Source organism: Streptomyces sp. NPDC021356 (assembly GCF_040641015.1).
Classification (GTDB): Bacteria; Actinomycetota; Actinomycetes; order Streptomycetales; family Streptomycetaceae; genus Streptomyces.
In genome coordinates this window covers 16,005-38,001 of the sequence record NZ_JBFACU010000040.1, presented here as the reverse complement: position 1 = coordinate 38,001, position 21,997 = coordinate 16,005, and the positions used below count along the sequence as shown (strand labels likewise).

Sequence of the window (21,997 nt, the reverse complement as noted above, 5' to 3'; positions counted from 1 at the left end):
GCCCCCATTGGTGGAGACCACTGACGCCTCGCTGGTGAGAGCGTGGCGGCCGATTTCCGCCGCTTCTGCCTGCGCATGCGCGAAGGCCCGCCCCGTCGGGAGACGGAACGGGCCTTCGCGTCTGCGAGTGCGGCTGCCTACTGCTGCTGCGCGGGCGGGGGAGGCGGCGGAGCCTGACCGTCCTGCGGGGCCTGCGGCGGCCCGGCCGGGGGGTGACCCGGCGGGGGCTGCGGGGGATAGGGCTGGCCGGGCTGGGCCGGGGGCTGGGGCGGCGGCGGGAACTGCCCGGGCTGAGCGGGCTGGCCGAAGTGTCCCGGCTGGGGGCCGGCGCCCGGCTGCGGGTAGGGCTGTCCGGGCATGGGCTGAGCCCCGGGTACGGGCGCGGGGCCGGCCTGCTGCCCGTAAACCTGTCCGGGCTGTCCGGGCTGTCCGGGCTGCGGCGGGGGCGCGAACTGCCCCGGCTGCCCGGGGTAGGGCTGACCGGGGTACGGCTGACCGGCCGGGGGTTGACCAGGCTGGGGCTGACCGGTGTACGGCTGCCCGGGCATGGGCCGGCCGGGCATGGGCTGCCCCGGCAGCGGCTGGTACGGCGGCAACGGCTGGCCGGGCATCGGCGGGGCCGCCACCGGGGGCGGATTCCCGTCGGACGTCCACAGACCGTGCGCCTGCTGGTGCCGGACGAAGTCCTCGGCGACCATCGCCGCGAGGTTGAAGTACGCCTCCCGCACCTTCGGCCGCATCATGTCGAGGTCGACCTCGGCACCGGCCGCCAGATGCTCGTCGAACGGCACGACGACGACACCCCGGCAACGCGTCTCGAAGTGGGAGACGATGTCCTCCACCTTGATCATCTTCCCGGTCTCGCGCACCCCCGAGATCACGGTGAGGGACCGCGCGACCAGATCGGCGTACCCGTGCGCGGAGAGCCAGTCCAGCGTCGTACTGGCGCTGCTGGCGCCGTCGACCGACGGCGTGGAGATGATGATGAGCTGGTCGGCGAGGTCCAGCACACCCCGCATGGCGCTGTAGAGCAGACCCGTACCGGAGTCGGTCAGGATGACCGGGTACTGGTTGCCGAGCACGTCGATCGCGCGCCGGTAGTCCTCGTCGTTGAACGTCGTCGACACGGCCGGGTCGACGTCGTTGGCGATGATCTCCAGACCGGAGGGCGCCTGCGAGGTGAACCGCCGGATGTCCATGTAGGAGTTGAGGTAGGGGATCGCCTGGACCAGGTCGCGGATGGTGGCCCCGGTCTCCCGCCGCACCCGGCGGCCGAGCGTGCCCGCGTCCGGGTTGGCGTCGATGGCGAGGATCTTGTCCTGCCGCTCCGTGGCGAGCGTGGAGCCCAGGGCGGTGGTGGTGGTCGTCTTGCCGACACCGCCCTTGAGGCTGATCACCGCGATCCGGTAGCAGGACAGCACCGGCGTACGGATCAGCTCCAGCTTCCGCTGCCGCTCGGCCTCCTCCTTCTTCGCCCCGATCCGGAACCGCCCCCCGGCCACCGCCGACCGCCCGCTGCGCGCCTTCTGCTTCTTGTTGTTGAGCAGCCGGTCGGACGACAACTCGACGGCCGCCGTGTACCCCAGCGGCGCGACCCCGGGGTTGGTCGGCTGCCGCTGGTCATGCTGTACGGGCTGCGGCCAGCCGGCCCCGGTGCGGGGGTCGACGGGCGGCTGCGGAGCACCGGGTGCGGGCGCCGCCCCCGGGTGCTGCGTACCGTCCGACTGCACGGGCGGCTGCGGGAAGCCGTAACCGTCGGGACGGCCGGGCTGGCCGGGAGGGACGGGTGCGGTGGGCGCGCTCGGTGCGGAGGGCTGGTTGGGGGGGAATCCGTACCCGGTCGGCGCGGCCGGCGGGACGGGGGCGCCGGGCACCCCCGGAGCGGGCGGGAAGCCGTACCCGGCCGGGGCGGCGCTCGGCGGTTGCTGGGCGGCAGCCTGCTGAGGCCCGGGCTGCGGGAAGCCGTACCCGGGATGGTGCGAACCAGCGGCCTCCTCCGGCCGTGGAGCTTGCGGCTGGAAGGGCGGCTGCGGCTGTGCGGGCACGGCCCCGGGCTGCGGCTGCGCGGGCCACTGGGGCGCGGGCGGCGGCGCGGCCGGCTGGTAGGACGGGGGGAGCGGGGGCACCGGGCCCTGCGGCGCGGGCGGCGGAGGCCAGGCACCGGGGGTGCTCTGTGGGGCGGCCGGCGCGGCCGGAGGCGCGGCGTCCTGAGGTTCCGCGAGCGGCGACGCGTCCGCGGGGACGGCGTCGTGCGGCGGGGCGGCGTCCTGTCCGTCGGCTGCCGTGGCGGCGGGAGGGGTGTCGGTGCCGGACCCAGTGTCCGGAGCCGTGGAATCCACCGGCGTCCCGCCCGGGGTGTCGCCGTCCGCGTCCGGTGCGTCGGTGACGACGGCCGGTGCGGCGTCCGGCGCTCCCGTTCCGGCCGGGTCCGCGGCGGAGTCGGCATCCGATGCCGTACCCACGTCGTCCACGGCGTCGGGACCGGGCTCGCCGCCCTGCGCCCCACCGTCCTTCGATTCGCCGCGGTGCGAGCCGCCGTTCGCGGACTCGCCGTCCGACGCGGGCGCGTCATCTGCCGCGGATGCGGATGGGGATACGAGTGCGGAGGCGGAGGCGAGTGCGGAAGCGGTCTCGGGCGAGTCCGTGGCACCGGGTGCGCGCGCCGTTCCCGGACCCTCCTCCTCGCCCGCGGCGGCTCGTGCCGTGATCTCCTGCTTCAAGGAGGCGGCGGAGAACCGCATGGTGGCGCCGCTCTCGAGGTCAGCGGCTCCGAGAACCGCACTGCCTGCCCGCTGTTCCTCCTGCGGTGTGGGCCGCGGCGGCTGTGTGTGCGGTTCGAACTCGCTTCCCGCCGGCAGCCCGGGTACGACGACCGGGTCTGCCGCGGGTTGCGCCAAGGGGGCGCTCGGCTGAGGGGCCGGGGGCGCGAAGGACGGCACACCGGGGGCGGGCGCCGGGGGAGGAGGGGTGAAGGGCGCCGGTACGCCGGGAACCGCTTCCCCGGTCGGCGGCGGGAAGGGAGGCGGAGGAGCGGTAGGCGTGGTCGGCGCGGCAGGTGTGAACGGAGCCGGGCCGGAACCGCCCGAACCGCCCGGATCCGCGGACGGAACCATCCCCTCCGGCACACCGGAAGCGGCGGGGGCAGCGGGAGCGCCGAATGCGGCGACCCCGCCTGCCTGGCCCGCGCCGTCCGGGGGTTCCTGCTCCCCGGAAGCGCCGTGGGCGTTCTGCGTGTACCAGGCAGGTGGTGCGTAGTCGATGGTGAACTCGCCGGTCGTCTCGATGGCCGATTCCGCGTCGGGCTGGTCATCGCCGGGTGTGGCCCAGCCCCCGCGGATCCCGTCCCGATCGCTGCTCACAGTTCCTCCTGGTGTGGTCGGGCACGCTCATGCTGCCGGGGCGACCATGTCATGTCGTTCCGAGTCGTCCGTAGTCGTTCGAGGCAGTCCGATCCCACCGGCTCCCCCCGGACCGCCGATGCCTGGTCCACGGGTACTGGCATCGCGTCCACTCCCAGCCTAATCACCGCGAGCGGCGTCCCGGCAGGCCCGCCCGTCCCCCGGCGCACGCCCACACGGCCGCAACGCGCCCAGGAAGCGGCGGAGCCAGGAACGACCCCACCGCACCAACGGCGAACAAAAGGGTCAGGGAAGGACAGTTCAGTCCATCCGGCGTGGCGTACCCAACAATCCGATCTCGGCATCGGTGGGCTGGGTCATCACGTACTGCCGGTCATGGTCGGCGCACCAGAGTGTGACGCCGTCGGGCAGCGTCGGCAGGGATTCCCGCTCGGTGCGGGTCAGTCCCATGGTGCGCCCCAGCTCCGACGCCTCGTCCGGCGAGACGCGCTGGACCCCCGCGAGCCGCGCCTGCCGCAGCAGCCGGGGGGCGACCGGGCTGAGGTACGGCAGCAGCGTGAGCACCGACTGCCACGGGCCGGACCCCACCCGTCCGCGCGGCGGACGCATGCCACAGTCCCGCACCACCAGCACCGGCGTTCCGGCCGAGGCGCCCTGGGGCGGCACACGGCCCACCTCGTACACGGCGAGCCCGTTCTGCCCACCGCCCATGGCGTGGACCATCTGCATCCATGCCTGCGGCCGGCCGGTCTCCACGGCGACCCGCGCCCCCGTCGCCGCGGTGCGCAGCGCGAGCACCTGCGCCGTCCACAGGCCGCCGATGAGCACGACGTCGTAGGGCGTGGGCCGGTTGATGCCCAGGACGGCCGGCTGCCCCTCCGTGTCCACCCCGGCGACCACGCCGTCGTCCCCGATGGGCAGGGCGAGGGCGTCCAGTTGCTGCGCGGGCACGGCGTGACGCCCGTGCCGGGGGCCGAACAGTCCGAAGCCGTGCCGCAGTCGCTCGCCCACCGAGCGGGCGGTGGACGGTCCGGCGCCGTCCGGGGCCGTCTGGGCGTCGGCCTCCGGCCGCGCTGTCGCGGGGAATGTCACCGCGCACCTCCCAGAGGGAACGTGGCCAGCATGCCGGGCAGTTGCTCCCGGTCGAGTCTGCTGAGTCCGGCGCCGGCCTGCCGCGCCGCACCCTCCAGCGCGTGCCGGGCCGCGACCAGTTCGTCGTCGCTGCGGCCGGTCACCCGCAGATGCCCGCACAACGAGACCTCCTGCCGCTCGCCGCGCGCGAGGGTGAGGCTGAAGGTGGTGGCGAGGGCGGGTATCGCCGTGACCCGGGCGAGGAACTGGGGCAGCGACGCGCCGCGCTCCCCGCCGAGTTGAGGCCAGCGCCGGATCCAGTACGTCGTGTGCCTGCGGTTGTCGCACCGCCAACTGCGCCCCGACTCCTGTGTCCGCCGCTCGCGTGCCTCCGTGCGCCCGGACTCGGCCGTCACCAGCGGATTCGCGCAGGCCGAGGTGGCGAGCGCGGCGATCAGTTCCTCCTCGTCGAGCACGGTCGCCCGGAACCCCGCCCCGGTCAGCCGGCTGGCGAGGTGGTCCGCGGCGCGCACCACGCACTTCTGGGCTCCGGCCAGTCCGCCGCCGCGCGCGGCCACGGCTTCCGCGCACAGCTCGGGATCCAGCTTGAGCGCGATCCAGGTGATCCGCACCGCCGGGGCGCCCGTCTGTTCCTGGAGCGGCCGGTAGTTGGCCACCGCCACCGACTGCCGCGGCAGATGCAGCGCGGGGGCCGGCTGGGTGTGCTGCACGATCTGCGCCGACTCCAGCCGGATGCCGTCCACCTCCAGGGCGTCCCGTACCAGAGCCAACGGCAGCGGCTGCCGGGTCCGCTCGGCGCGCAGTGCGCTCGCGTCGGCCTCCACCTGGATCACCGCGGTCACGAACGTGCCGTCCCCGACGATTCCGACGAGGCGCCTGTCCCGCACCCCGCACGTGTACGTCCGCAGGCTGGGCTCGCACTCCACGGCAGGGACCAGTGCCGGCTCCGTACCGGGCGGAACCGGTGTGGCGGCGGCCCGTCGCTGCCGCGTCTTCAACGCGTGTGCGGTGGCCAGCCATTCGGGCAGCGAACGGCCTCTGCGGCGCACCACCGCCGACAGCACCAGGAACACCGCCACGACCACCGCGGGAACCAGCCCCACCGGGCCGGCCGCCCACCCGACGACCAGGACCGCCGCCGCCAGTTCCCACAGCACGAGCCGTTGCAGCCGGAACGGGCCGCCCTGTGTCCGCCGTGCGCGCGGCTGCAGCGTGCCCGCCGACTGCGCACGGGCCGGCCGATCGGGTGCGCCGCCGGCGGAACCCGGGCCGGGCGCCCGGGAGTCGTCGGCCCGCGGTCGGCCACGCGGTCGCGACCGCGTACCGGAAGCCATCACTGCATCTCCCCGTTTTGCTCATAACTCACTGCGTCACGCAGCGCACTTGGACCTCCGGAAGGCCCCGGTACCCTACCCCCGCCACCGGTCCTCGCCGACACCATGCATAGTAGGGGGCCGGTCTGACATCGCCGGGCGGGACGGGTACCCGCGGGTGGGGACAACGGGGAGACACAGGCAGTCATGGCATCACGGCGGGACGAACTCAACGCCTATACGTTCGCGAAGAGGCGCACGCTCGCCGCCTTCCTCCAGCCGTCGCCGTCCGGGTCCGAAGAGGGCGCCCCCAAGCCGCTGCGGGCCGTCGTGCCCAGCCTGGTCGCGGGCGCGGTGGCCATGGCCGTGTTCGGCGCCTGGGGCATGTTCCAGCCCACCGCGCCGGCCGGCTGGGACAAGCCCGGCACCCGGGTCATCGTCGGCAAGCAGTCGACCACCCGGTACGTCGTCCTCAAGACGGACGGGACGACCCGGCTCCACCCGGTGCTGAACCTCGCCTCCGCACGCCTTCTGATGAACGACGCGGACTACCAGGTCATCCAAGTCAGCGACAAGATCCTGGACTCGGGCAAGCCGCTGCGCGGTCCCATCCTCGGCATCCCCTACGCGCCCGACCGGCTGCCGTCGTCCGACGAGGCGGGCAGGGCCAAACGCTGGGCCGTGTGCGAACAGCCCGGCGGCAAGGGCGAGACCACCCAGCAGGCGACCTTCGTGCTGGCCCGGCGCGACGAGCGCAGGACGGACGACGCCCACCGCCTCACCGCCGGTGACGTGCTCTACGTCAGGACCCGAACCGGCGAGCGTCACCTGGTCGACGCCCGAGGAACGGCGTACGCCGTCACCGGAGCCGAGACCGACACACTGACGACCGCTCTCGTCGGCACCCGCAAGCCACAACTCGTCACCAAGGAATGGCTGGCCACCCTCCACCAGGGCGACCCCGTCGCCTTCCCGCGGTTGCCTGACGGCATCGGCTCGCCGGCGCACGTGCCGGGACTGCTCTCGGCCGGGGAGAACAGGGTCGGCATGGTCCTCAGGACCGAGACCGGCGAAGGCACCAAGTACTACGTCGTCCTGCCCGGGAAGGTGCAGCCCATCAGCGAGTTCACCGCCTGGCTGCTCATCTCCTCGCCCCAGACGGGCCCGCTGAACATGAACGGCAAGGCCCGCACAGTGGGCGTGCAGGACTTCACCGCCGACCCCGCCCCCTTCGCCGGGCAGGCCGCCCACTGGCCGCGGCAGCGGGCCCGGCAGGTCAACGACGTCACCGCCGCGTCGGGTCGCGACACCGTGTGCAGCGTGCTGCGCCGCGTCGGCGACGACAACACGACCTCGCTCAGCACCTGGGCGGCCACCGACTATCCGGCCGAGACCACCGCCGACGGCACCAGCACGTACGTCACCCCGGGCACCGGTCTGCTCTACACCCAGAGCCAGGGCACCGAGACCGCCGCGGGAGCGCTCTTCCTGATCACGGACACCGGCCTCCGGTACGCCGTCCAGGCCAACGGCGACAGTGACAGCCGCAAGTCGGACATCGGCGCCGACGGCAAGAAGAAGAGCCCGGACGGCACTCCCGAGCCCAGCGAGGCGCAGGTCAAACTCGGCTACCAGAACGTGCGGCCCGCCAAGGTCCCCGCCGCCTGGTCGGAGCTGCTGGCGAAGGGCCCCCGCCTGGACACCAACAGCGCACGTCAGCCCCAGGGTTCGTGACCCGCCTCCTTCCATGGACATATGGACATGACGAAAAGCCCGACAAGGAGCACCACGCGAGTGCTGCCGATGAAGGCGTCCGTACTGATCGCAGCAGCCGTGGTCCTGACCGGCTCGGGCACTGCGCGGCCCGCTCCCGCCCTCCGGCTCGACGGCAGCGGCGAATGCACCTTCCCCGCCGAACCGATCGCCGGCGCCCCCTGGTCGTTGCAGCGCGTGCTGCTCGACCAGCTGTGGCAGGGCACGGGCAAGGGCAAAGGGGTGCGCGTGGCCGTCATCGACACCGGCGTCGACGACAAGAATCCCCAGCTCGCGCCCGCCGTCGACAAGGCGGCCGGCCGTGACTACCTCACCGGGGGCAAGGGCGGCGACCCGACGAACGACCAGGTGGGGCACGGCACCAAGGTGGCGGGGATCATCGCGGCCCGCCCCCGCAAGGGCACGGGTTTCGTCGGCCTGGCACCGAACGCCACCATCATCCCCATCCGCCAGAACGACGCCGAGAACAGCGGCGACTCGGACACCATGGCCGCGGCCATCACGTACGCCGTCGACCGGGGCGCCGACGTCATCAACATCTCCCAGGACACCACCAAGCCCCTCTCCGGCACGTCCGCCCTCGCCCGCGCCGTGCGCAAGGCGATCGACCGGAACGTCGTCGTGGTCGCCTCCGCGGGCAACGACGGCCTGGACGGCACCGCCAAGAACACCTACCCCGCCGCCTTCGCCGGCGTCCTCGCCGTGGCCTCCTCCGACCGCAACAACGAGCGGGCGTCCTTCTCCCAGGCCGGTACCTTCGTGGGCGTCGCGGCCCCGGGCGTCGACATCGTCTCGACCGTCCCCGCCGGCGGCCAGTGCGCCGACAACGGCACGAGCTTCTCCGCCCCGTTCGTAGCCGGAGTGGCGGCGCTCCTCAAGGAGAAGCACCCGCACTGGACCAGCGCCCAGATCGTCACCCAGATCGAACAGACGGCAGAACGCTCCACCAACGGCCACGACAACTTCGTCGGCTGGGGCATCGTCGACCCCGTCCGCGCCGTCCAGGAGTCGGACATCGCCGACCCGCCCTCCTCCCCGGCCCCCGACCGCGGCCCGGCCAAGGCCCCGCTCCCCGACGTGGCCCCGTTCTCCCTCGCGGAGACCCCCAGGGAGCGCGACGAACGCTACGCCACGTACGCCCTGGGCCTCACCGTCGTACTGCTCGCGGTCATCACCGGCACAGCCGTCGCCCTACGCGACCTGCGCCGGCGTCGGCATGACCGGGGCAGACTCCGGGGCTGAGGGCGGCTGTGTGCCGAGAGGGCACGAAGGGTGGCTGACAGAACTACCGTGCCGCCCTTTGCAGTTGGAAGGGCAACGCCGAGTGACTAAAGTGGCTCCGCGTACCACGCGCGTGTCCATGCGCGGTACGGCACGGGGGCGGCGCGACGCTGCGGTCACGCGGTGCGTGGAGCGCAGCAGGTCTTGCCCGCCAGGAAGGTTCGGACCGGCGTCCGGACGGACCCACGGCGGTGGTGAAGGTCACCGTCGCAATTCGAGGAGGGCAAGCAGGCATGAGCCTTGCACACAGTGCACACGATCTAACCAAGCTCGCGAACGACATCCGCGACTTCCACGGCCAGGTGAGCGAGCGCGTGACCTCGCTCAACCGGGTCGTCGACATGATCCAGGCCGGCTGGCAGGGCGCTGCGGGCAAGGAGTTCGACACCGTTCAGCAGGGTGTCAACCAGCACCTTCGGAAGCTTCAGGACGACCTGGTCGACCTCGAAGAGGCGATGCGGGCGAGCGTCGGCGGCTTCACCGACCAGGAGCAGGAGCGCATCGCCGAGATCCGGAAGGTGGACAACTCCTACCAGGTCACCAGCCGCATCACGGACCTTGCCTGAATTTCGCGCCGAATTCTGAGGGAGACAGCAACATGAGCTTCAGCGCCGACCGTACCGCGGTCAATTACGACACGGTCACCCAAGCCGCCAATGACGTACGCAGCACTGCCAAGAGCCTCGCAGACCAACTCGAGGACCTCATGCGCCGGGTCAAGGCCGTGGCCGAGACCTGGGAGGGCGAGGCCAAGACGGCCTACGGTGAGATCCAGCGGGACAGCAACGAGCAGATGGCCCAGATGTGCCAGAAGTTGGGCCGCATCGCCCGTCTCCTCGACGACTCTGTCATCGGCTACCACGACACGGACAAAGGCAACGCGGCACGTTTTCGGATGCTGATGGGCGGCTGACCACCCCGCCCCCTTGCGAAACGCGAGGAGGGAGACAGCGCGTGTAGCGCTGCCTCCCTCCTCGTCGCTTTCCGCCCCCTGCTCTCCCTCAACGGGATGTTGTTCCGGGAACCGGAGTGCTGGCAGACCAGAAGTCGGAATGCTCACTCGGTGCGGGAGGTTGCGAGCCGTCGTACGCAGGTGCACCTTCCCGTTGCTTCGGTGGTGCTACCGCGGACTTTTCCACGCACGGAGTCGTCACTTCGAATTGCGCCTGTCCTTGCTTGCTGAACAGTACTCGGACCTGGAAATCATCCGGAGTCCTGAAATAGGTGGCGGGAGTGGTCTTGCTGCTGTTCGAACCGCGATGGGTGAACCCAGCGGTCTTCCAATAGCGTTCCACGACGCCCAGGAAGCTGCCTCTCCGCTCTGCAGAGATGACCGTCGTCACGGACACTCTTCTCGATACCGAGCAGGTCAGGTCGGTGGAGATCCCGTGCACCCAAATGACTTCCGGAGTGATATGGCTCATGGTGTCGTACAGAATGCTGTCGGCTCGATCGGCTGCTTCCTGCATGTCCATGGAAACAGTCTCACCTCCCTCTTTCTCACCAAACATGCTGCACCCGGCGGTCAACGCCACAAGGATCGTGATCAGGCCTAGACGTGCTTTCATCGACGTGCCTCCGGAGTGATGCCGCCCGGGTTCCCTGCGACGATGTTGGCGATACTGTCGGCAGACATCTGATCCTTTTCAGGGTTGAAGTAGTTGGAATGCGCCTCGAATGTCCAGTGAGTGAAAGCGTTCGGGCCATCCTCGGTCCGGAAGCGCGTCGCTCCGAACTCGTCACTGGCTGGGTCCTTGCCGAACCAGTTGTCGTCATCACCCAGATCGCCCAGATCCGCGCCCACCCCGGCGCCGACCACGGCGCCGGCCGGTCCTCCCAGGGCGAACCCGCTGGCGCCGCCGATGACTCCGCCGGCCACCGACCCCTTGGAAGGAGCCTTGCTCACGAGGTCGTTCTCCGCCGCTCCGACGAAGACATGCTGCTTGCCCACGCCCAGGTCTTCGGCGTGGTCCACGCCCACTCCCGGACTTCCCAGCAGGACGTAGTCATCCACATCCGGCATGCCGCCTGGCTGCTGGCTCGCCGTGCCCACGGTTAGCGAACCGTAGGAATGCCCGATGGCGGTGAGATGCAGATCGGCGTTCTCATTGGTTGTGGCAAGACCGCTCATGAAGGTCTGGTATGCGGGAGCGCCTCTTTCCGCGTCACCAGTGCCCGCGACATCCACGCCCTGCGGTGCGTCATAACCGAGCCACACGATCGAGGCACTGGAGGGATCGATCTCCCGTGCGCCGACCGCCGTATCTCTGGCTCGCTTCACCGTGCCGTCCGCGAAGCCGCCGTCGAGTTTAGTCCCCAGCCCCGGAACATAAGCTGATACGTTCTTCGAGGTGTCGGGATCTCCGAAGGACACGATCGCTCGGCCGTTGCCTTGTTCGCCGACGCCAAGGAGCAGCACGGGGGGTTCGCTGCCGGCCCTCAGCTGTTCGTCGATCCCACGCAGGCCGTCCAACTTGGTCATGGACGCCTCGTCCCCCTGGGACTCGAGCTTGCCCATGAGTTGCGGAAGGTACAGGCGGTTGGCCTCGTCCCGGGACACGGCCGGGATGCCGTCGAGGTTCCCGATGACATCAGGGTAGACAGCCAGATACTCCGTCTGCTCCTCCTTGCTGAGGCCGTTCCACCAATCCTTGCGTTCAGCCGGTGACTGATCGGTTGGGATGTTGTCCTTCAGTACATCGTCAGCCGCACCGTGCACGGCGGCCGTGTCGCCGCTGACATCGGCCCACGTCGATTCTGTGACGTCCAGCCCTTCGGCTGCCTTGAGGCCACGGATGGCATTCGCGTACTGTTCATCGATCTCGGTGGCCTGTGACAACGCGCTTGCGATCGTATCCGCGATTTCCTGGGCCGCGACAGCGTTTCGATTCCTGCTCGTCATTGCGGCGGCATTTCCCAGGGCCTGGCCGATAAAGTCACTGTTGCCTGCTGCTGTACCGCCCTGTACCTGCGTGTCACCCGAGCCCGTCTCCGGGTAGCGCACGGATCCGTCGTCATACACCTCGAACCCGGCCTGCTTCGCATCCTGCAAGGCATTTAGCAGGTTGCGTTGAAGTGGCGCCAATTCTTCCGCCAGCCCGGTGAGTGCAGCGGCGATCAAACCGCACTCGGTGTAAATGTACTGATAATTGTTGCTGAGGCGACCGAGCCCGACGATGGCCCAGAAAGAGGCGTCGCCCAGCTGCGTCGTGGAGAGGCCGGGCGCTATCTCATCGCTGACTCTGTCCCGGGACGCGTAGGAGCGATTGCTGATGGCGGACCAACTGCGGGCCTCTTCGGTGAGCTCGGACAACTTGAGGTTCCGAAGCTGGTCGAGACTGATCACGACTACTGGCCCTTCTCGAACGGCTTGGCCGCCATGCGCTCAGCCGCGATGGCAGCCTTGATCCGTGCGCTGTTCTCCCCGTGATCCTTGGCCGCCTGCCGCATGGGCTGCTCCAGTTTTTCGCATTCGTCACGAACGGCCTTGAGCCGGTGTTGCCAACTGCTCCTGACCGCATCCATGGCCAGAGCGGAGGCGAGCCCCGCGGTTCCTTCCGAACCCCTGCCCTGCTCCTCCGTCACCTGTGTCACCGATGTGTTCGTAGTGGTGTACAACTCGGCGAGAATCCTGGCTCCATCGGTCCACGGATACTCCACGTAAACCAATTTTCCTTGTTTGCTTCCACCCGAACCCGTGGAAGCCAGCGACATCTGGGAGTTTTCGGACGCGTCTGCCCCGGTCAACGCCTGAGCGCGCACAACTGCCCACTGGTCTTCGAAAGACACGGGACCTCCTTGTTGAGTGACTGACTCTCGACAGGACTGGTGCTTTACAGCAGTGGGCTCACACCGACTGCCCGGGGCCGCCGGGCGGTGGATACGGGGCTTGCGGTGGATGGGGCGGGGTTTGGGCCGTGAAGGGAGGGTACGGAGGCGCCGCAGGCACGGCAGGCGGCGTCGCCATGCCGGTCGGGCGGCGTCGGGCCCGGCGCGTCAGCATCGTGACGACGACTCCGACCAGCACAGCAGCCGCGATGCCGAGCCCAAGCCACAGAGCCGTGTCGCCCTCACCGGTGGCGTGGGAGGCCGCGGCCGCGGGGCTGCCCTGATCCCGCTCCGCAGCCGCGGGCTGCGTCGGCTGCGAGGCGGTGGGAGACGGAGAGGCGGATGCGGCGAGGTCAGGGAGCGGGTACTCGTCTGGGGGGCCGGGGGCCCCGGGGTCGGCCAGAGCCACGCGTGGACGGACACCGCCGTAGCCGACGAAGTCGCTGTGCTTCTCGCCGCCCGCAGGCTTGCTGGCGGTGTTCAGCATGACACGGAGGACCTGGTTGTTGGTCCAGTCGGGATGCTTGGACCAGATGAGGGCGGCGGACGCGGAAGCGATTGCGCTGGCGTCGCTTGTTCCTCGTGTCCAGCAGATCTGACTACCGCCGATACAGGCATGAACCATATGCACGCCCGGAGCCACCAGGTCGACCTGTGGGCCCGATTGGGAGAACGAAGCGGTCTTCGCCTTCTCGTCCGCCGCACCCACGCCGACCACACCGGGCGTGGCGGCCGGATACTCAGTAAGATTGGACTTGTCGCCGCTGTTTCCCACAGCGGCGAACAGCAGCTTTCCTTTGGAAAGAGCGTACTTTACTGCCGACGCCAGTTCAGGCGTTCCTACATTCTGCGTACCTGGCGAATTGGAGGCACCCAGAGACATGTTGATGATCTGGGCATCGCTGTCCGCGGCGTAGCGGACGGCCTTGCTGAGTACGCGGGAGAACTCGGCTTTGTTGTCGAGCTGTTCGGAACTCTCGGTGGCGTATCGCATACGAATCGGGAGAATCTTCGCTCCCGGAGCCAGACCGTATGACCCGTTCAGGGACCCACGGGCACCCGTGGCCGCGATGAGCGCGGCCATGTCGGTGCCGTGCCCGGAAATGTCCGTATGCTCGTCTCCCTGCTGGCCTGAAAAATCCTTGCCGTCCAGAACCTGGCCTCTGAGATCGATGAGAGAGCCGTCGACACCCGAGTCGATGAGGGCCACGGTGATGCCGCGTCCAGTACTGGTCTTCCACATGTCCTGCGCGTGCATGGAGTCCAGATGCCACTGGCGTGAGCGTACGGACTCCGCGTGAGCCGGAGTAGTGGTGAGGGCGACGAGTAGCGCGCCCAGAGCCGCCGCCGCCGACCAGCGTGGCCTTCGCATGAGGCTGTTACGCATGTGCCTTCCTGGTGAGCAAGTGGCCTTGAGTCAGCTGACGACGGGTGGGAGGGGAGGACGGCCGCCACGTACCCAGGTCTCCTCGTCCTCGACGAGGTAGTCGGGACGCTGGTCCTTGCGCGAGCCCGTCGGCTTGGCCGTATTCGATGCCGCCCTCGTACGTCCGTTCACAGAACCAGGCTTCGTTTCGCCCCCCGATGAGGAGCGCAGAAGACCCGATCCGCCCGGAGTGAAGGGGCGTCCCCCGCTGCGGTTCTGCTGCACCGTCCGGTTGCCGGTGCCCCCACCGGTCTCCGGTGCCAGACGGCGCCCACCAACGGCACCCCTCGGCGAGCCGACAGCACCGGGACTGCCTGTGGTGACTCCACGTGCCGTGCCTGTCCGGCCCTGGACGTTGTTGTTGCCGATGATCGTGCCGCGGGTGACGCCGCTCTGAGGGCGGCCGGGCCCGGAGGGGACAGGGCGGCCACCGACGATGCCCGCCTCCCGGGGCGGCGCGGGGACCCGGCCGGTGGCGAGACCCGAGGAACGGGCCGACTGAGGTGGCTTGGAAGGAAGCGCCACCTGCGACGATGACTTCGGAAGACGAACGCGTCCACTCTCGTTGAGCGGCGGCGGGGCAACGACGTGTTGTGCAGTCGCCGGTACCTCGACGCGGGGAACACCTGTCTGCGGGTGGGCCGGACCAGTGGTGCCCGGTGTCTGATGCCTCGGTAGCGTCTCTAGGCCGTCCAGGTCCAGGGACGTCGGCTGCGCCGGATGTGTGTGTGGGACTTGTACGTGCGGACCGGTCGTGGGTGTGGTGGTCTGCCCATGGACGGTGTGGGACGCAGGGACTGCTCCCGCAGAGGTCCTCGTGCCACCCGTGTATCGGTGTACACCTGCTCCCGGTGCACTGCCGCTCGCGGAGTGGCTGCCTTCGGGCAACCGGCCTTTACCGTCGTCGTACCACCAGTCGTCCCGACCTGTTCGCCCCGCCGGCGGCGAAAACGTAGGCGGTGGCACGCTGTTCACCTGTTGTGCTGAGAACTCATACGTCTGCGCCAGCTTCCGCATCTGCTGGATCGCCTCGCCTCGGGCTGCCTCGATGCGATGTTGCGCGGCCGTGGCGTCGGTCTGGGCCGTCTGAGCGGCTTTGCGTGCGTCGGGATCGTTGTGGGCCCCGGGTTGTTGCGTTGCCTCGATCGTCTTGTGGGCATTGGCGAGGGCCGCTTTTGCCTTCGTCGTCTCCGAGGTGTCGGGCATGGCGGCCTTCGCCTCGGCGATGGCCTGCGACACGGTGTCCATCCAGCGGGACGCGACCTCGGCGTACTGGCCCAGCCGCAGGGTGGAGCTCGCCGTCTGACCGCCCCAGTCGCGGAACGCGTCACCGCCTTCGCCCTGCCATTCCAGGCCCTTGACGTGATCCATGAGGTCGGAGCCGATCTTGGAGATCGTCGACGCCGCCTTGGAGAGCTTGACCGCGAGGTGGGACGCTCCGGCCGTACTCGCCGAGTTGAGCATTGTGGCTAGTTGCTCGTGCGTCATGGACTCGAAGTCCGTGCGGGCGAGTCGGGGCTCCCGTGGCTTCTGTTCCTCGCCCATCACCACTGCCCCTTTGTCTCGTCGGAGCCGGACGCCGTCGACTGATCTGGTTGCTGGACGTACGGATCCCGCCCCACCACGTAATACCTCTCCGCCTCCGCGTTGACGGCCTTCATCCGTGCCTTGATGTCCTCGTCGAGGTTCGCGTAACCCACTCGCGACGCGTGCACCGCAAGGCCCATCCCCTCGATCTGGGCGCTCAGCGCCTTCGAGAGGTTCTCCAACTCGTCGTGGACGATGGCGTAGGAGTCGTAGAGGAACTGTGCTTCCTTGAAGTCGGAGGAGCCCAGCTGGGTGCGGGTCAGGCGGTCCTGGCCGACCTTTCCCGGGGCGGCCTCCGACTTGTCCAGCTCCGCGAGCAAGGCGTCGACGCGCTGCTTGAACTTCTTCATGGCGCTGTGCTGGATGTCCAGCGCCATCTGCGGGTTCACGCCCGCCAGGCTGTCGAAGGACTTGCCGGTGTCCGGTGCGCGGTGCGCTCCGTCCGGGCCGCCTCCCCCGTTCGAACTCACCTCAGCCGCCTCCCCGTTCTCCCCGTACGCTCCGAAGTGTGGACGGAGCGAAAAACTTGATCTGTCACTCTAGTGGCGTTGCGGGAGCTGCCCCACCTGCACGAGCGACGTCCCGCGCTTGCGGGACACGAACGCGCCACGACCCGGCGGCATCGGCCGAGCCCGGACATTGCCGAGGATGTCACCCTCCCCGGGGTCGCCGGACAGAACCAGACCCTGCGCGCCCAGCTCCTTCACCCGCTGCATGAAAGGTTCGTACATGGCCCGTGAGGCGCCGGCCGCGTTGCGCGCGATGACGAACTTGACGCCCACGTCGCGCGCGAAGGGCAGGTGGTCCACCAACTGGGCCAGCGGATTACCGGAGTTGGCGGCCACCAGTTCGTAGTCGTCGACGATGACGAACAGTTGTGGCCCGCTCCACCAGCTGCGGTCGCGCAGCTGCTGCGGGGTGATGTCCGGCTTCGGCTCCCGCATCTCCATGAACTGCCGGATGGCGTCCATGTGGACCTGCATCGCCGACGCCATGGGCGCGTATTCGAGCAGGTGGCTCTCGGGCACCGCCTCCAGCATGGTGCGCCGGTAGTCGCCGACGACGATACGGGCCTCGTCGGGCGTGTAGCGCTCGCTGATCCGCTGCGCGATCAGCCGCAGCAGATTCGTCTTGCCGGACTCGCTCTCGCCGAACACCAGGAAGAACGGGTCCGTGTCGAGGTCGACGAAGACCGGTTCCAGGTTCGCCTCGTCGATGCCGATCGCGATGCCGTGCTGCGGGAACTCGAAGCCCTTGGGCAACTGGTCGGCGGGGAGCTTGCGGGGCAGGAGGCGGACCGTGGGGGCCGACGGGCCCTGCCAGCCGGCCTGCACGGACCGGACGAGCTGCGCCGTCGCGTCCGACAGGTCGTCGGAGGAAGGTGACGCGTCGATGCGTGGCAGAGCCGTCATGAAGTGCAGCTTCTGCGCGACCTGGCCGCGGCCCGGCACGCCCGCGGGCACGTTCGCGGCCACTTTGCGGTCGAACTCGGAATCCATGGGGTCGCCCAGGCGCAGTTCGAGCCGGCCCAGGATCTGGTCCTTGAGCGCAGCTCGTACCTCCATGTAGCGCGACGCCGTGACGACGACGTGCACGCCGTAGCCGAGGCCCCGGCCGGCGATGTCGTTGACGACGCCTTCCAGGCCCTCGTAATCGGTCTTGAAGTTGCCCCAGCCGTCGATGACCAGGAAGACGTCGCCCCAGGCCTCACCGGGCAGGTCGCCCGCAGCGCGTCGCCTGCGGTAGGTGGTGATCGAGTCGATGCCGTTGGCCCGGAAGAACTGCTCGCGCCGGTTGAGGATGCCTGCCACCTCCGCGACCGTACGCCGGACCCGCTCGGGGTCCAGGCGGGAGGCCACCCCGCCCACGTGGGGCAGGTCCGTCAGCGCCACCAGGCCGCCACCGCCGAAGTCCAGGCAGTAGAACTGCACTTCGTACGGGGTGTGCGTGAGCGCGAAGGAGGTCACCAGGGTCCGCAGGACCGTCGACTTCCCGGACTGCGGACCGCCCACGACCATCATGTGGCCGGCCGCCCCGGAGAAGTCCCGGTACAGCACCTCACGCTTCTGCTCGAACGGCTTGTCGATCAGCCCGAGCGGAACGGTGAGGCCGCCCGGACGCGTGTACTGCGGAGCCTGGAGGCCGCGTTCCGCCGACACGGAAAGCGTGGGCAGCAGTTGGTCCAGCGTCGGCGCACGGTCCAGCGGGGGCAGCCACACCTGGTGGGCGGGCACACCCTGGCCCTCCAGCCGCTGCACGACGACGTCCAGCACCGTGTCGGCCAGCGCGTCGTCGTCGGGACGGGCAGTAGGCGCCCCGCCCGGCCCGGGAGCCACCGGAGCGACGGGAACGGCCGCCGCCGTGAACAGTGCCGGGCGGCGCGCGACGGGCCGGCTGTCCTGCGTGACCTCCGGGCCGCCCGCCCGGTACGTTCCCGACACGTATGCCGCCTTGAAGCGGACCATCTCGACCGTGCCGAACTTCAGGTAGCCGGAACCGGGGACGGACGGCAGGTGGTAGGCGTCCGGCACCCCAAGGGCCGTACGGGACTCGGCGGCGGAGAACGTCCTGAGGCCGATCCGGTACGAGAGGTAGGTGTCCAGACCGCGCAGCCGGCCCTCCTCCAGCCGTTGCGAGGCGAGCAGCAGGTGCACACCCAGCGAGCGTCCGATGCGGCCGATCTGGATGAACATGTCGATGAAGTCGGGCTTGGCCGTCAGCAGTTCGCTGAACTCGTCGATCACGAGGACCAGCGAGGCCAGCGGCTCCAGCGGCGCACCGGCGGCGCGCGCCTTCTCGTAGTCGTGGATGCTGGCGTGGTTGCCGGCCGAGCGCAGCAGCTCCTGGCGGCGCTGCAGTTCGCCCCGGATCGCGTCCCCCATGCGGTCGACCAGGGTGAGGTCGTCCGCGAGGTTGGTGATCACGGCGGCGACGTGCGGCATCTGCGACATGCCGGCGAAGGTCGCGCCGCCCTTGAAGTCGGCGAGGACGAAGTTGAGCGTCTCCGAGGAGTGCGTGACCGCGAGGCCCAGCACCAGGGTGCGCAGCAGCTCCGACTTGCCGGAACCGGTGGCGCCGACACACAGGCCGTGCGGGCCCATGCCCTCCTGCGCCGCCTCCTTGAGGTCCAGCATGACCGGCTGGCCGTCCTCTCCCACACCGATGGGCACGCGCAGCCGCTCCGGCATGGAGCGGGGCCGCCACGTGCGCGTCACGTCCACGGAGGCCGCGTCGCCCAGCCCCAGCAGCTCGGTGAAGTCCAGGTTGGCCAGCAGTGGTTCGTCGTCGTCCCCGCCACCCACGCGCAAGGGGGCGAGCTGCCGGGCCAGCGCCTCGGCGGCAGGCAGCGACAGCCCGTCGGGCACACCTTCGTAGGCGACACCGCCCCCGGAGTCGAGCCACAGCCGCTCCGGCCGTACGACCACCGAGAGGTCGCCGCGGGGCTGGTCGAGGTCACCGGAGACGACCTCGACGACCGTCACTCCCTGGAGGCCTTCCACGGCGGCGAACGCCGAGGTGGGAGGGACCATGCCACCGTCCAGCACCACCAGGACGTGCGGCTGGTCCAGCAGCGGCCGGCCGTCCCGGCTGAAGCGGGGGCGGTTTTCCAGGGCGCCCGCCAGCAACTGCTCCAGTTCTCCCAGGTCGTCGCTGAACAGGCGGCGGGTGCCCGCCCCGTCGAACTGGCCCGGCGACTGGCAGTGCGGCAGCCACTTGGTCCAGTCCCAGCGGGCGAGGGCGCCCGGAGACGTCACCACGGCCACGATCAGGTCGTCGGGGGAGTGCAGGGTGACCGCCTGGGCCACCAGCGCACGGGCCGCGGCCTGGGCGCGCTCGGCCGTGCCGGAGACGGTCACGTGGTAGAAGGCGCGCAGCGACAGCGCCACGGGCAGTGCCTCCAGCTGGCCGTGCACCGCCAGGAAGCGCTGCATCGCGCCGGCGCACAGCGGCTCCAGTTCGTCCACGGGCGCGGTCTGCGGCGCCACCAGGGGAGTGGCCAGCTGCTGCGGGCCCAGGCCGATCCGCACCTGCCCGAAGTCGTCGTCCCCGACCCGCCGTTCCCACACCCGGCTGCCCTCGGCGACCACCGACCACAGCTGCTCGGGCGCGGGGTGGAGGTACAACTGGGCGTCACGTTGACGCAGTGCCGTCCTGCGGACCGTACGACGCGTCTGCGCCAGGTAACGGAGGTAGTCACGGCGCACATCGGCCATTTGCCCTTGCGTACCGCGGCGGTGCCGGACGATCTGCGAGACCACCATCGCGGCGGTGGACACGAGCATCACGACGCCCATGATCCGCATGAAGGGGTGGGCGTTCGGCGAGGCGAAGTAGAACACCACGGACGAGCCCATGCCGAGGGTCGGCAGGACCTGCATCAGCATGCCCTCCTGCTGCCCGCGCGGAAGCTCGGGAGGAGTCTCCAATTGCAGCTCGTCGGAGGGCACTTCGGGCGGTAGCGTGCGGGGCGGGCGCTTGATGACGATCTGGCTCACCGGAGCATCAATCCCCCTGTACGGACGAACGGTTGCCCGCCGGCACCCCCGTGGCGACGGTCGTCTCCCGCTTTGGCGGCGATCCTACTTGCCGGCGCCGGCACCCCCTGCCGGTAGGGTGACGCACGCAGCGTACGCATCCGCGAACAGGGGGTCAGTGAAGGTGAGTACGACCGCGGCGACGGGGTTCTGCAGAGTCACTGTCGTGGCACCCGACAGCCGGATCGACGTGGCGCTCCCGGTGGACATCGCCGTCGCCGACGTCTACCCGGAGATCCTGCGCCTGACCGGCCAGACGCAGCCCGTCGGCACGCCGACCGGGTACCACCTGGTGCGCCGCGACGGTCGTGTCCTCGACAGCGCCCGAACCCTGGCGGACGAGCGGGTGCTCGACGGAGAGGTGCTCGGCCTCAGGCCCTTCGCGGAGTCCCTCCCGCCCGCGGTCTACGACGACGTCTCGGACGCCGTCGCCTCCGCCGTCGTACGCGACCGGCACCTGTGGGGCGACGACCTGCTGCGGGGCGCGGGGCTGGCGGGCGGGGCGCTGCTGTTGCTGCTGTGCGGATTCGTCCTGTGGTGCGCCGACCCCGCCCGCCACGACATGCACGGGCTGCCCGGGGTCGTCGCGGGCGGCCTCGGCGTGCTGCTGACGGCCTTCGCGGGCATACGCGCGCGGGTGTACGGGGACCGGGCCGCCGCGGCCTCCGTGGGCCTCGGCGCCCTGCCGCTGCTGATGATCGCGGGCACCGGAATCGTCGGGCCCGACGCCGGACAAGGGCCGGGCAAGCTCCAGTTCATGCTGGGCTGCGTCGCCGTCCTGGTCGCGGCCGTCGCGCTGGTGGCCCTGACCCCCGGAGGGGACGCGCCCTTCGTGGCCGCGGCGTTCGCGGCACTGACCGGCACCCTGGCCGCTTTCGCGGCCGTCCTGGCCGACGCCTCGGCCACCGAGACCGCCGCCGCGTGCGCCACCGTCGTGATCGGTCTGGTCGCCTTCCTGCCCGGCCTCTCCAGCCGCTTCGCGCGGCTGCCCATCGGCTACGCCTCCCCGCGCTCGGCCGCCCAGGACGACTTCGACCCCGAGCCCGCCGACGGCCGGGACGCCGACCCACTCGACGCCGAGCGCATCGCCGCCCAGGCTCGGCGCGGTCACGAGATGCTGCTGGGACTGGTCGGTGGCACGGCCGCCGTGGTCGTCGGCTCGGCGGCCGTCCTCGGCTTCTCCCACGACGTCTGGGCGCAGCTCCTCGCCCTCGCCTCGGGCCTGGCCATGCTGTTCCGCGCGCGTCTGTTCCGCTACACCTCCCAGGTGTCGTGCGTCCTGGTCGCCGGCCTCGCGGCCGTCGCGCTGCTGCTGCTCGGCCTCGCCCTGAACCCGCCGAGCACGGCTTTGGCCGACTTCCTGTACCACGGCGACCGCGGGGCCCTGGACCTGCGTACCGTCTGGCTCACGGCCGCCGTCGCCGCGGGAGCGGTGCTGGTCACCGCCGTCGGCCTCATCGTGCCGCGCAGCGGGCTCAGTCCCTTCTGGGGCCGTTTCATGGAGATCGCCGAGGGTTTCGTCCTGCTGGCACTCGTGCCGCTGACCCTCGCCGTCTTCGACGTGTACACGACCGTACGCTCCATGACCGGCTGACGACCGGGGGACCGGGGGACCGGGGGACCGGCTGCCGGCCGCCTCCGTCCGTGGCCATGGGACGCCAGGCGGGCCGGCCGGATGCCGTGACCGGCTGTTCGTCTGCCCGTTGCCCGTTGCCCGTTGCCCGTTGCCCGTTGCCCGTTGCCCGTTGCCCGTTGCCCGTTGCCCGTTGCCCGTTGCCCGTTGCCCGTTGCCCGTTGCCCCGT

The 21,997-nt window shown here is 70.4% G+C and carries 15 protein-coding genes; 5 read left to right on the top strand and 10 right to left on the bottom strand.

The window, feature by feature from the left end; genetic code table 11:
• Positions 1 to 137: 137 nt before the first annotated feature.
• The 3 genes from AB0G56_RS35780 to eccE form a co-directional block, all read right to left on the bottom strand.
• The gene (locus tag AB0G56_RS35780; protein ID WP_360978352.1) at positions 138 to 3,359 is read right to left on the bottom strand and encodes an SCO5717 family growth-regulating ATPase; all 3,222 of its coding nucleotides are present in this window, start codon (positions 3,357 to 3,359) and stop codon (positions 138 to 140) included.
• Between the two features lie 300 nt (positions 3,360 to 3,659).
• A complete protein-coding gene (locus AB0G56_RS35775; protein ID WP_360978415.1) occupies positions 3,660 to 4,370 on the bottom strand; it encodes a hypothetical protein in 711 nt (236 codons plus the stop codon).
• Positions 4,371 to 4,447: 77 nt separating this feature from the next.
• Positions 4,448 to 5,785 carry a type VII secretion protein EccE gene (gene eccE / locus AB0G56_RS35770; RefSeq protein WP_360978349.1) on the bottom strand — a complete coding sequence of 446 codons (1,338 nt, stop codon included), beginning with the start codon at positions 5,783 to 5,785 and terminating at the stop codon, positions 4,448 to 4,450.
• A 186-nt stretch (positions 5,786 to 5,971) separates the two neighbouring features.
• Here eccE and eccB point away from each other — a divergent pair, with 186 nt between their 5' ends.
• The 4 genes from eccB (at position 5,972) to AB0G56_RS35750 (ending at position 9,731) form a co-directional block, all read left to right on the top strand.
• Positions 5,972 to 7,498: a type VII secretion protein EccB gene (gene eccB, locus AB0G56_RS35765; protein ID WP_360978346.1), complete on the top strand. Its 1,527-nt coding sequence runs from the start codon at positions 5,972 to 5,974 to the stop codon at positions 7,496 to 7,498.
• Between the two features lie 60 nt (positions 7,499 to 7,558).
• Positions 7,559 to 8,779 (top strand): type VII secretion-associated serine protease mycosin, encoded by a 1,221-nt coding sequence (gene mycP, locus AB0G56_RS35760; RefSeq protein WP_360978343.1) that lies wholly within the window; start codon positions 7,559 to 7,561, stop codon positions 8,777 to 8,779.
• Between the two features lie 272 nt (positions 8,780 to 9,051).
• Positions 9,052 to 9,384, top strand: coding sequence for a WXG100 family type VII secretion target (locus AB0G56_RS35755; protein ID WP_360978340.1), 333 nt, complete (start codon positions 9,052 to 9,054; stop codon positions 9,382 to 9,384).
• Positions 9,385 to 9,416: 32 nt separating this feature from the next.
• Positions 9,417 to 9,731, top strand: coding sequence for a WXG100 family type VII secretion target (locus AB0G56_RS35750; RefSeq protein ID WP_360978337.1), 315 nt, complete (start codon positions 9,417 to 9,419; stop codon positions 9,729 to 9,731).
• An 88-nt stretch (positions 9,732 to 9,819) separates the two neighbouring features.
• Here AB0G56_RS35750 and AB0G56_RS35745 read toward each other — a convergent pair whose 3' ends face one another.
• From AB0G56_RS35745 to eccCa, 7 genes are all read right to left on the bottom strand, one after another.
• On the bottom strand, positions 9,820 to 10,293 hold the full coding sequence (locus tag AB0G56_RS35745) for a hypothetical protein (RefSeq protein ID WP_360978334.1): 474 nt from the start codon (positions 10,291 to 10,293) through the stop codon (positions 9,820 to 9,822).
• A gap of 89 nt (positions 10,294 to 10,382) precedes the next feature.
• Positions 10,383 to 12,164 (bottom strand): alpha/beta hydrolase, encoded by a 1,782-nt coding sequence (locus tag AB0G56_RS35740; protein WP_360978331.1) that lies wholly within the window; start codon positions 12,162 to 12,164, stop codon positions 10,383 to 10,385.
• A gap of 2 nt (positions 12,165 to 12,166) precedes the next feature.
• Complete coding sequence (locus AB0G56_RS35735) at positions 12,167 to 12,607, bottom strand: hypothetical protein (RefSeq protein WP_360978328.1); 441 nt, start codon at positions 12,605 to 12,607, stop codon at positions 12,167 to 12,169.
• 58 nt (positions 12,608 to 12,665) lie between these two features.
• The gene (mycP, locus tag AB0G56_RS35730; RefSeq protein WP_360978325.1) at positions 12,666 to 13,904 is read right to left on the bottom strand and encodes a type VII secretion-associated serine protease mycosin; all 1,239 of its coding nucleotides are present in this window, start codon (positions 13,902 to 13,904) and stop codon (positions 12,666 to 12,668) included.
• 159 nt (positions 13,905 to 14,063) lie between these two features.
• Positions 14,064 to 15,617: a hypothetical protein gene (locus AB0G56_RS35725; RefSeq protein WP_360978322.1), complete on the bottom strand. Its 1,554-nt coding sequence runs from the start codon at positions 15,615 to 15,617 to the stop codon at positions 14,064 to 14,066.
• Positions 15,617 to 16,129 (bottom strand): hypothetical protein, encoded by a 513-nt coding sequence (locus AB0G56_RS35720; protein ID WP_360978319.1) that lies wholly within the window; start codon positions 16,127 to 16,129, stop codon positions 15,617 to 15,619. Before AB0G56_RS35720 ends, AB0G56_RS35725 begins: the two co-directional genes overlap by 1 nt.
• Positions 16,130 to 16,198: 69 nt before the next feature.
• On the bottom strand, positions 16,199 to 20,155 hold the full coding sequence (gene eccCa, locus AB0G56_RS35715; RefSeq protein ID WP_360978316.1) for a type VII secretion protein EccCa: 3,957 nt from the start codon (positions 20,153 to 20,155) through the stop codon (positions 16,199 to 16,201).
• 163 nt (positions 20,156 to 20,318) lie between these two features.
• Between eccCa and eccD the strand changes: the two genes are divergently transcribed.
• Entirely contained in the window at positions 20,319 to 21,788 is a 1,470-nt protein-coding gene (gene eccD, locus AB0G56_RS35710) for a type VII secretion integral membrane protein EccD (RefSeq protein WP_360978313.1), read from the top strand.
• Positions 21,789 to 21,997 lie beyond the last annotated feature (209 nt).

Coding starts and splice junctions, on each gene's coding strand:
- eccE (WP_360978349.1), bottom strand. CDS start 5,785: ATGGCTTCCGGTACGCGGTCGCGACCGCGTGGCCGACCGCGGGCCGAC.
- eccB (WP_360978346.1), top strand. CDS start 5,972: ATGGCATCACGGCGGGACGAACTCAACGCCTATACGTTCGCGAAGAGG.
- AB0G56_RS35755 (WP_360978340.1), top strand. CDS start 9,052: ATGAGCCTTGCACACAGTGCACACGATCTAACCAAGCTCGCGAACGAC.
- AB0G56_RS35750 (WP_360978337.1), top strand. CDS start 9,417: ATGAGCTTCAGCGCCGACCGTACCGCGGTCAATTACGACACGGTCACC.
- AB0G56_RS35745 (WP_360978334.1), bottom strand. CDS start 10,293: ATGGACATGCAGGAAGCAGCCGATCGAGCCGACAGCATTCTGTACGAC.
- mycP (WP_360978325.1), bottom strand. CDS start 13,904: ATGCACGCGCAGGACATGTGGAAGACCAGTACTGGACGCGGCATCACC.
- AB0G56_RS35725 (WP_360978322.1), bottom strand. CDS start 15,617: ATGGGCGAGGAACAGAAGCCACGGGAGCCCCGACTCGCCCGCACGGAC.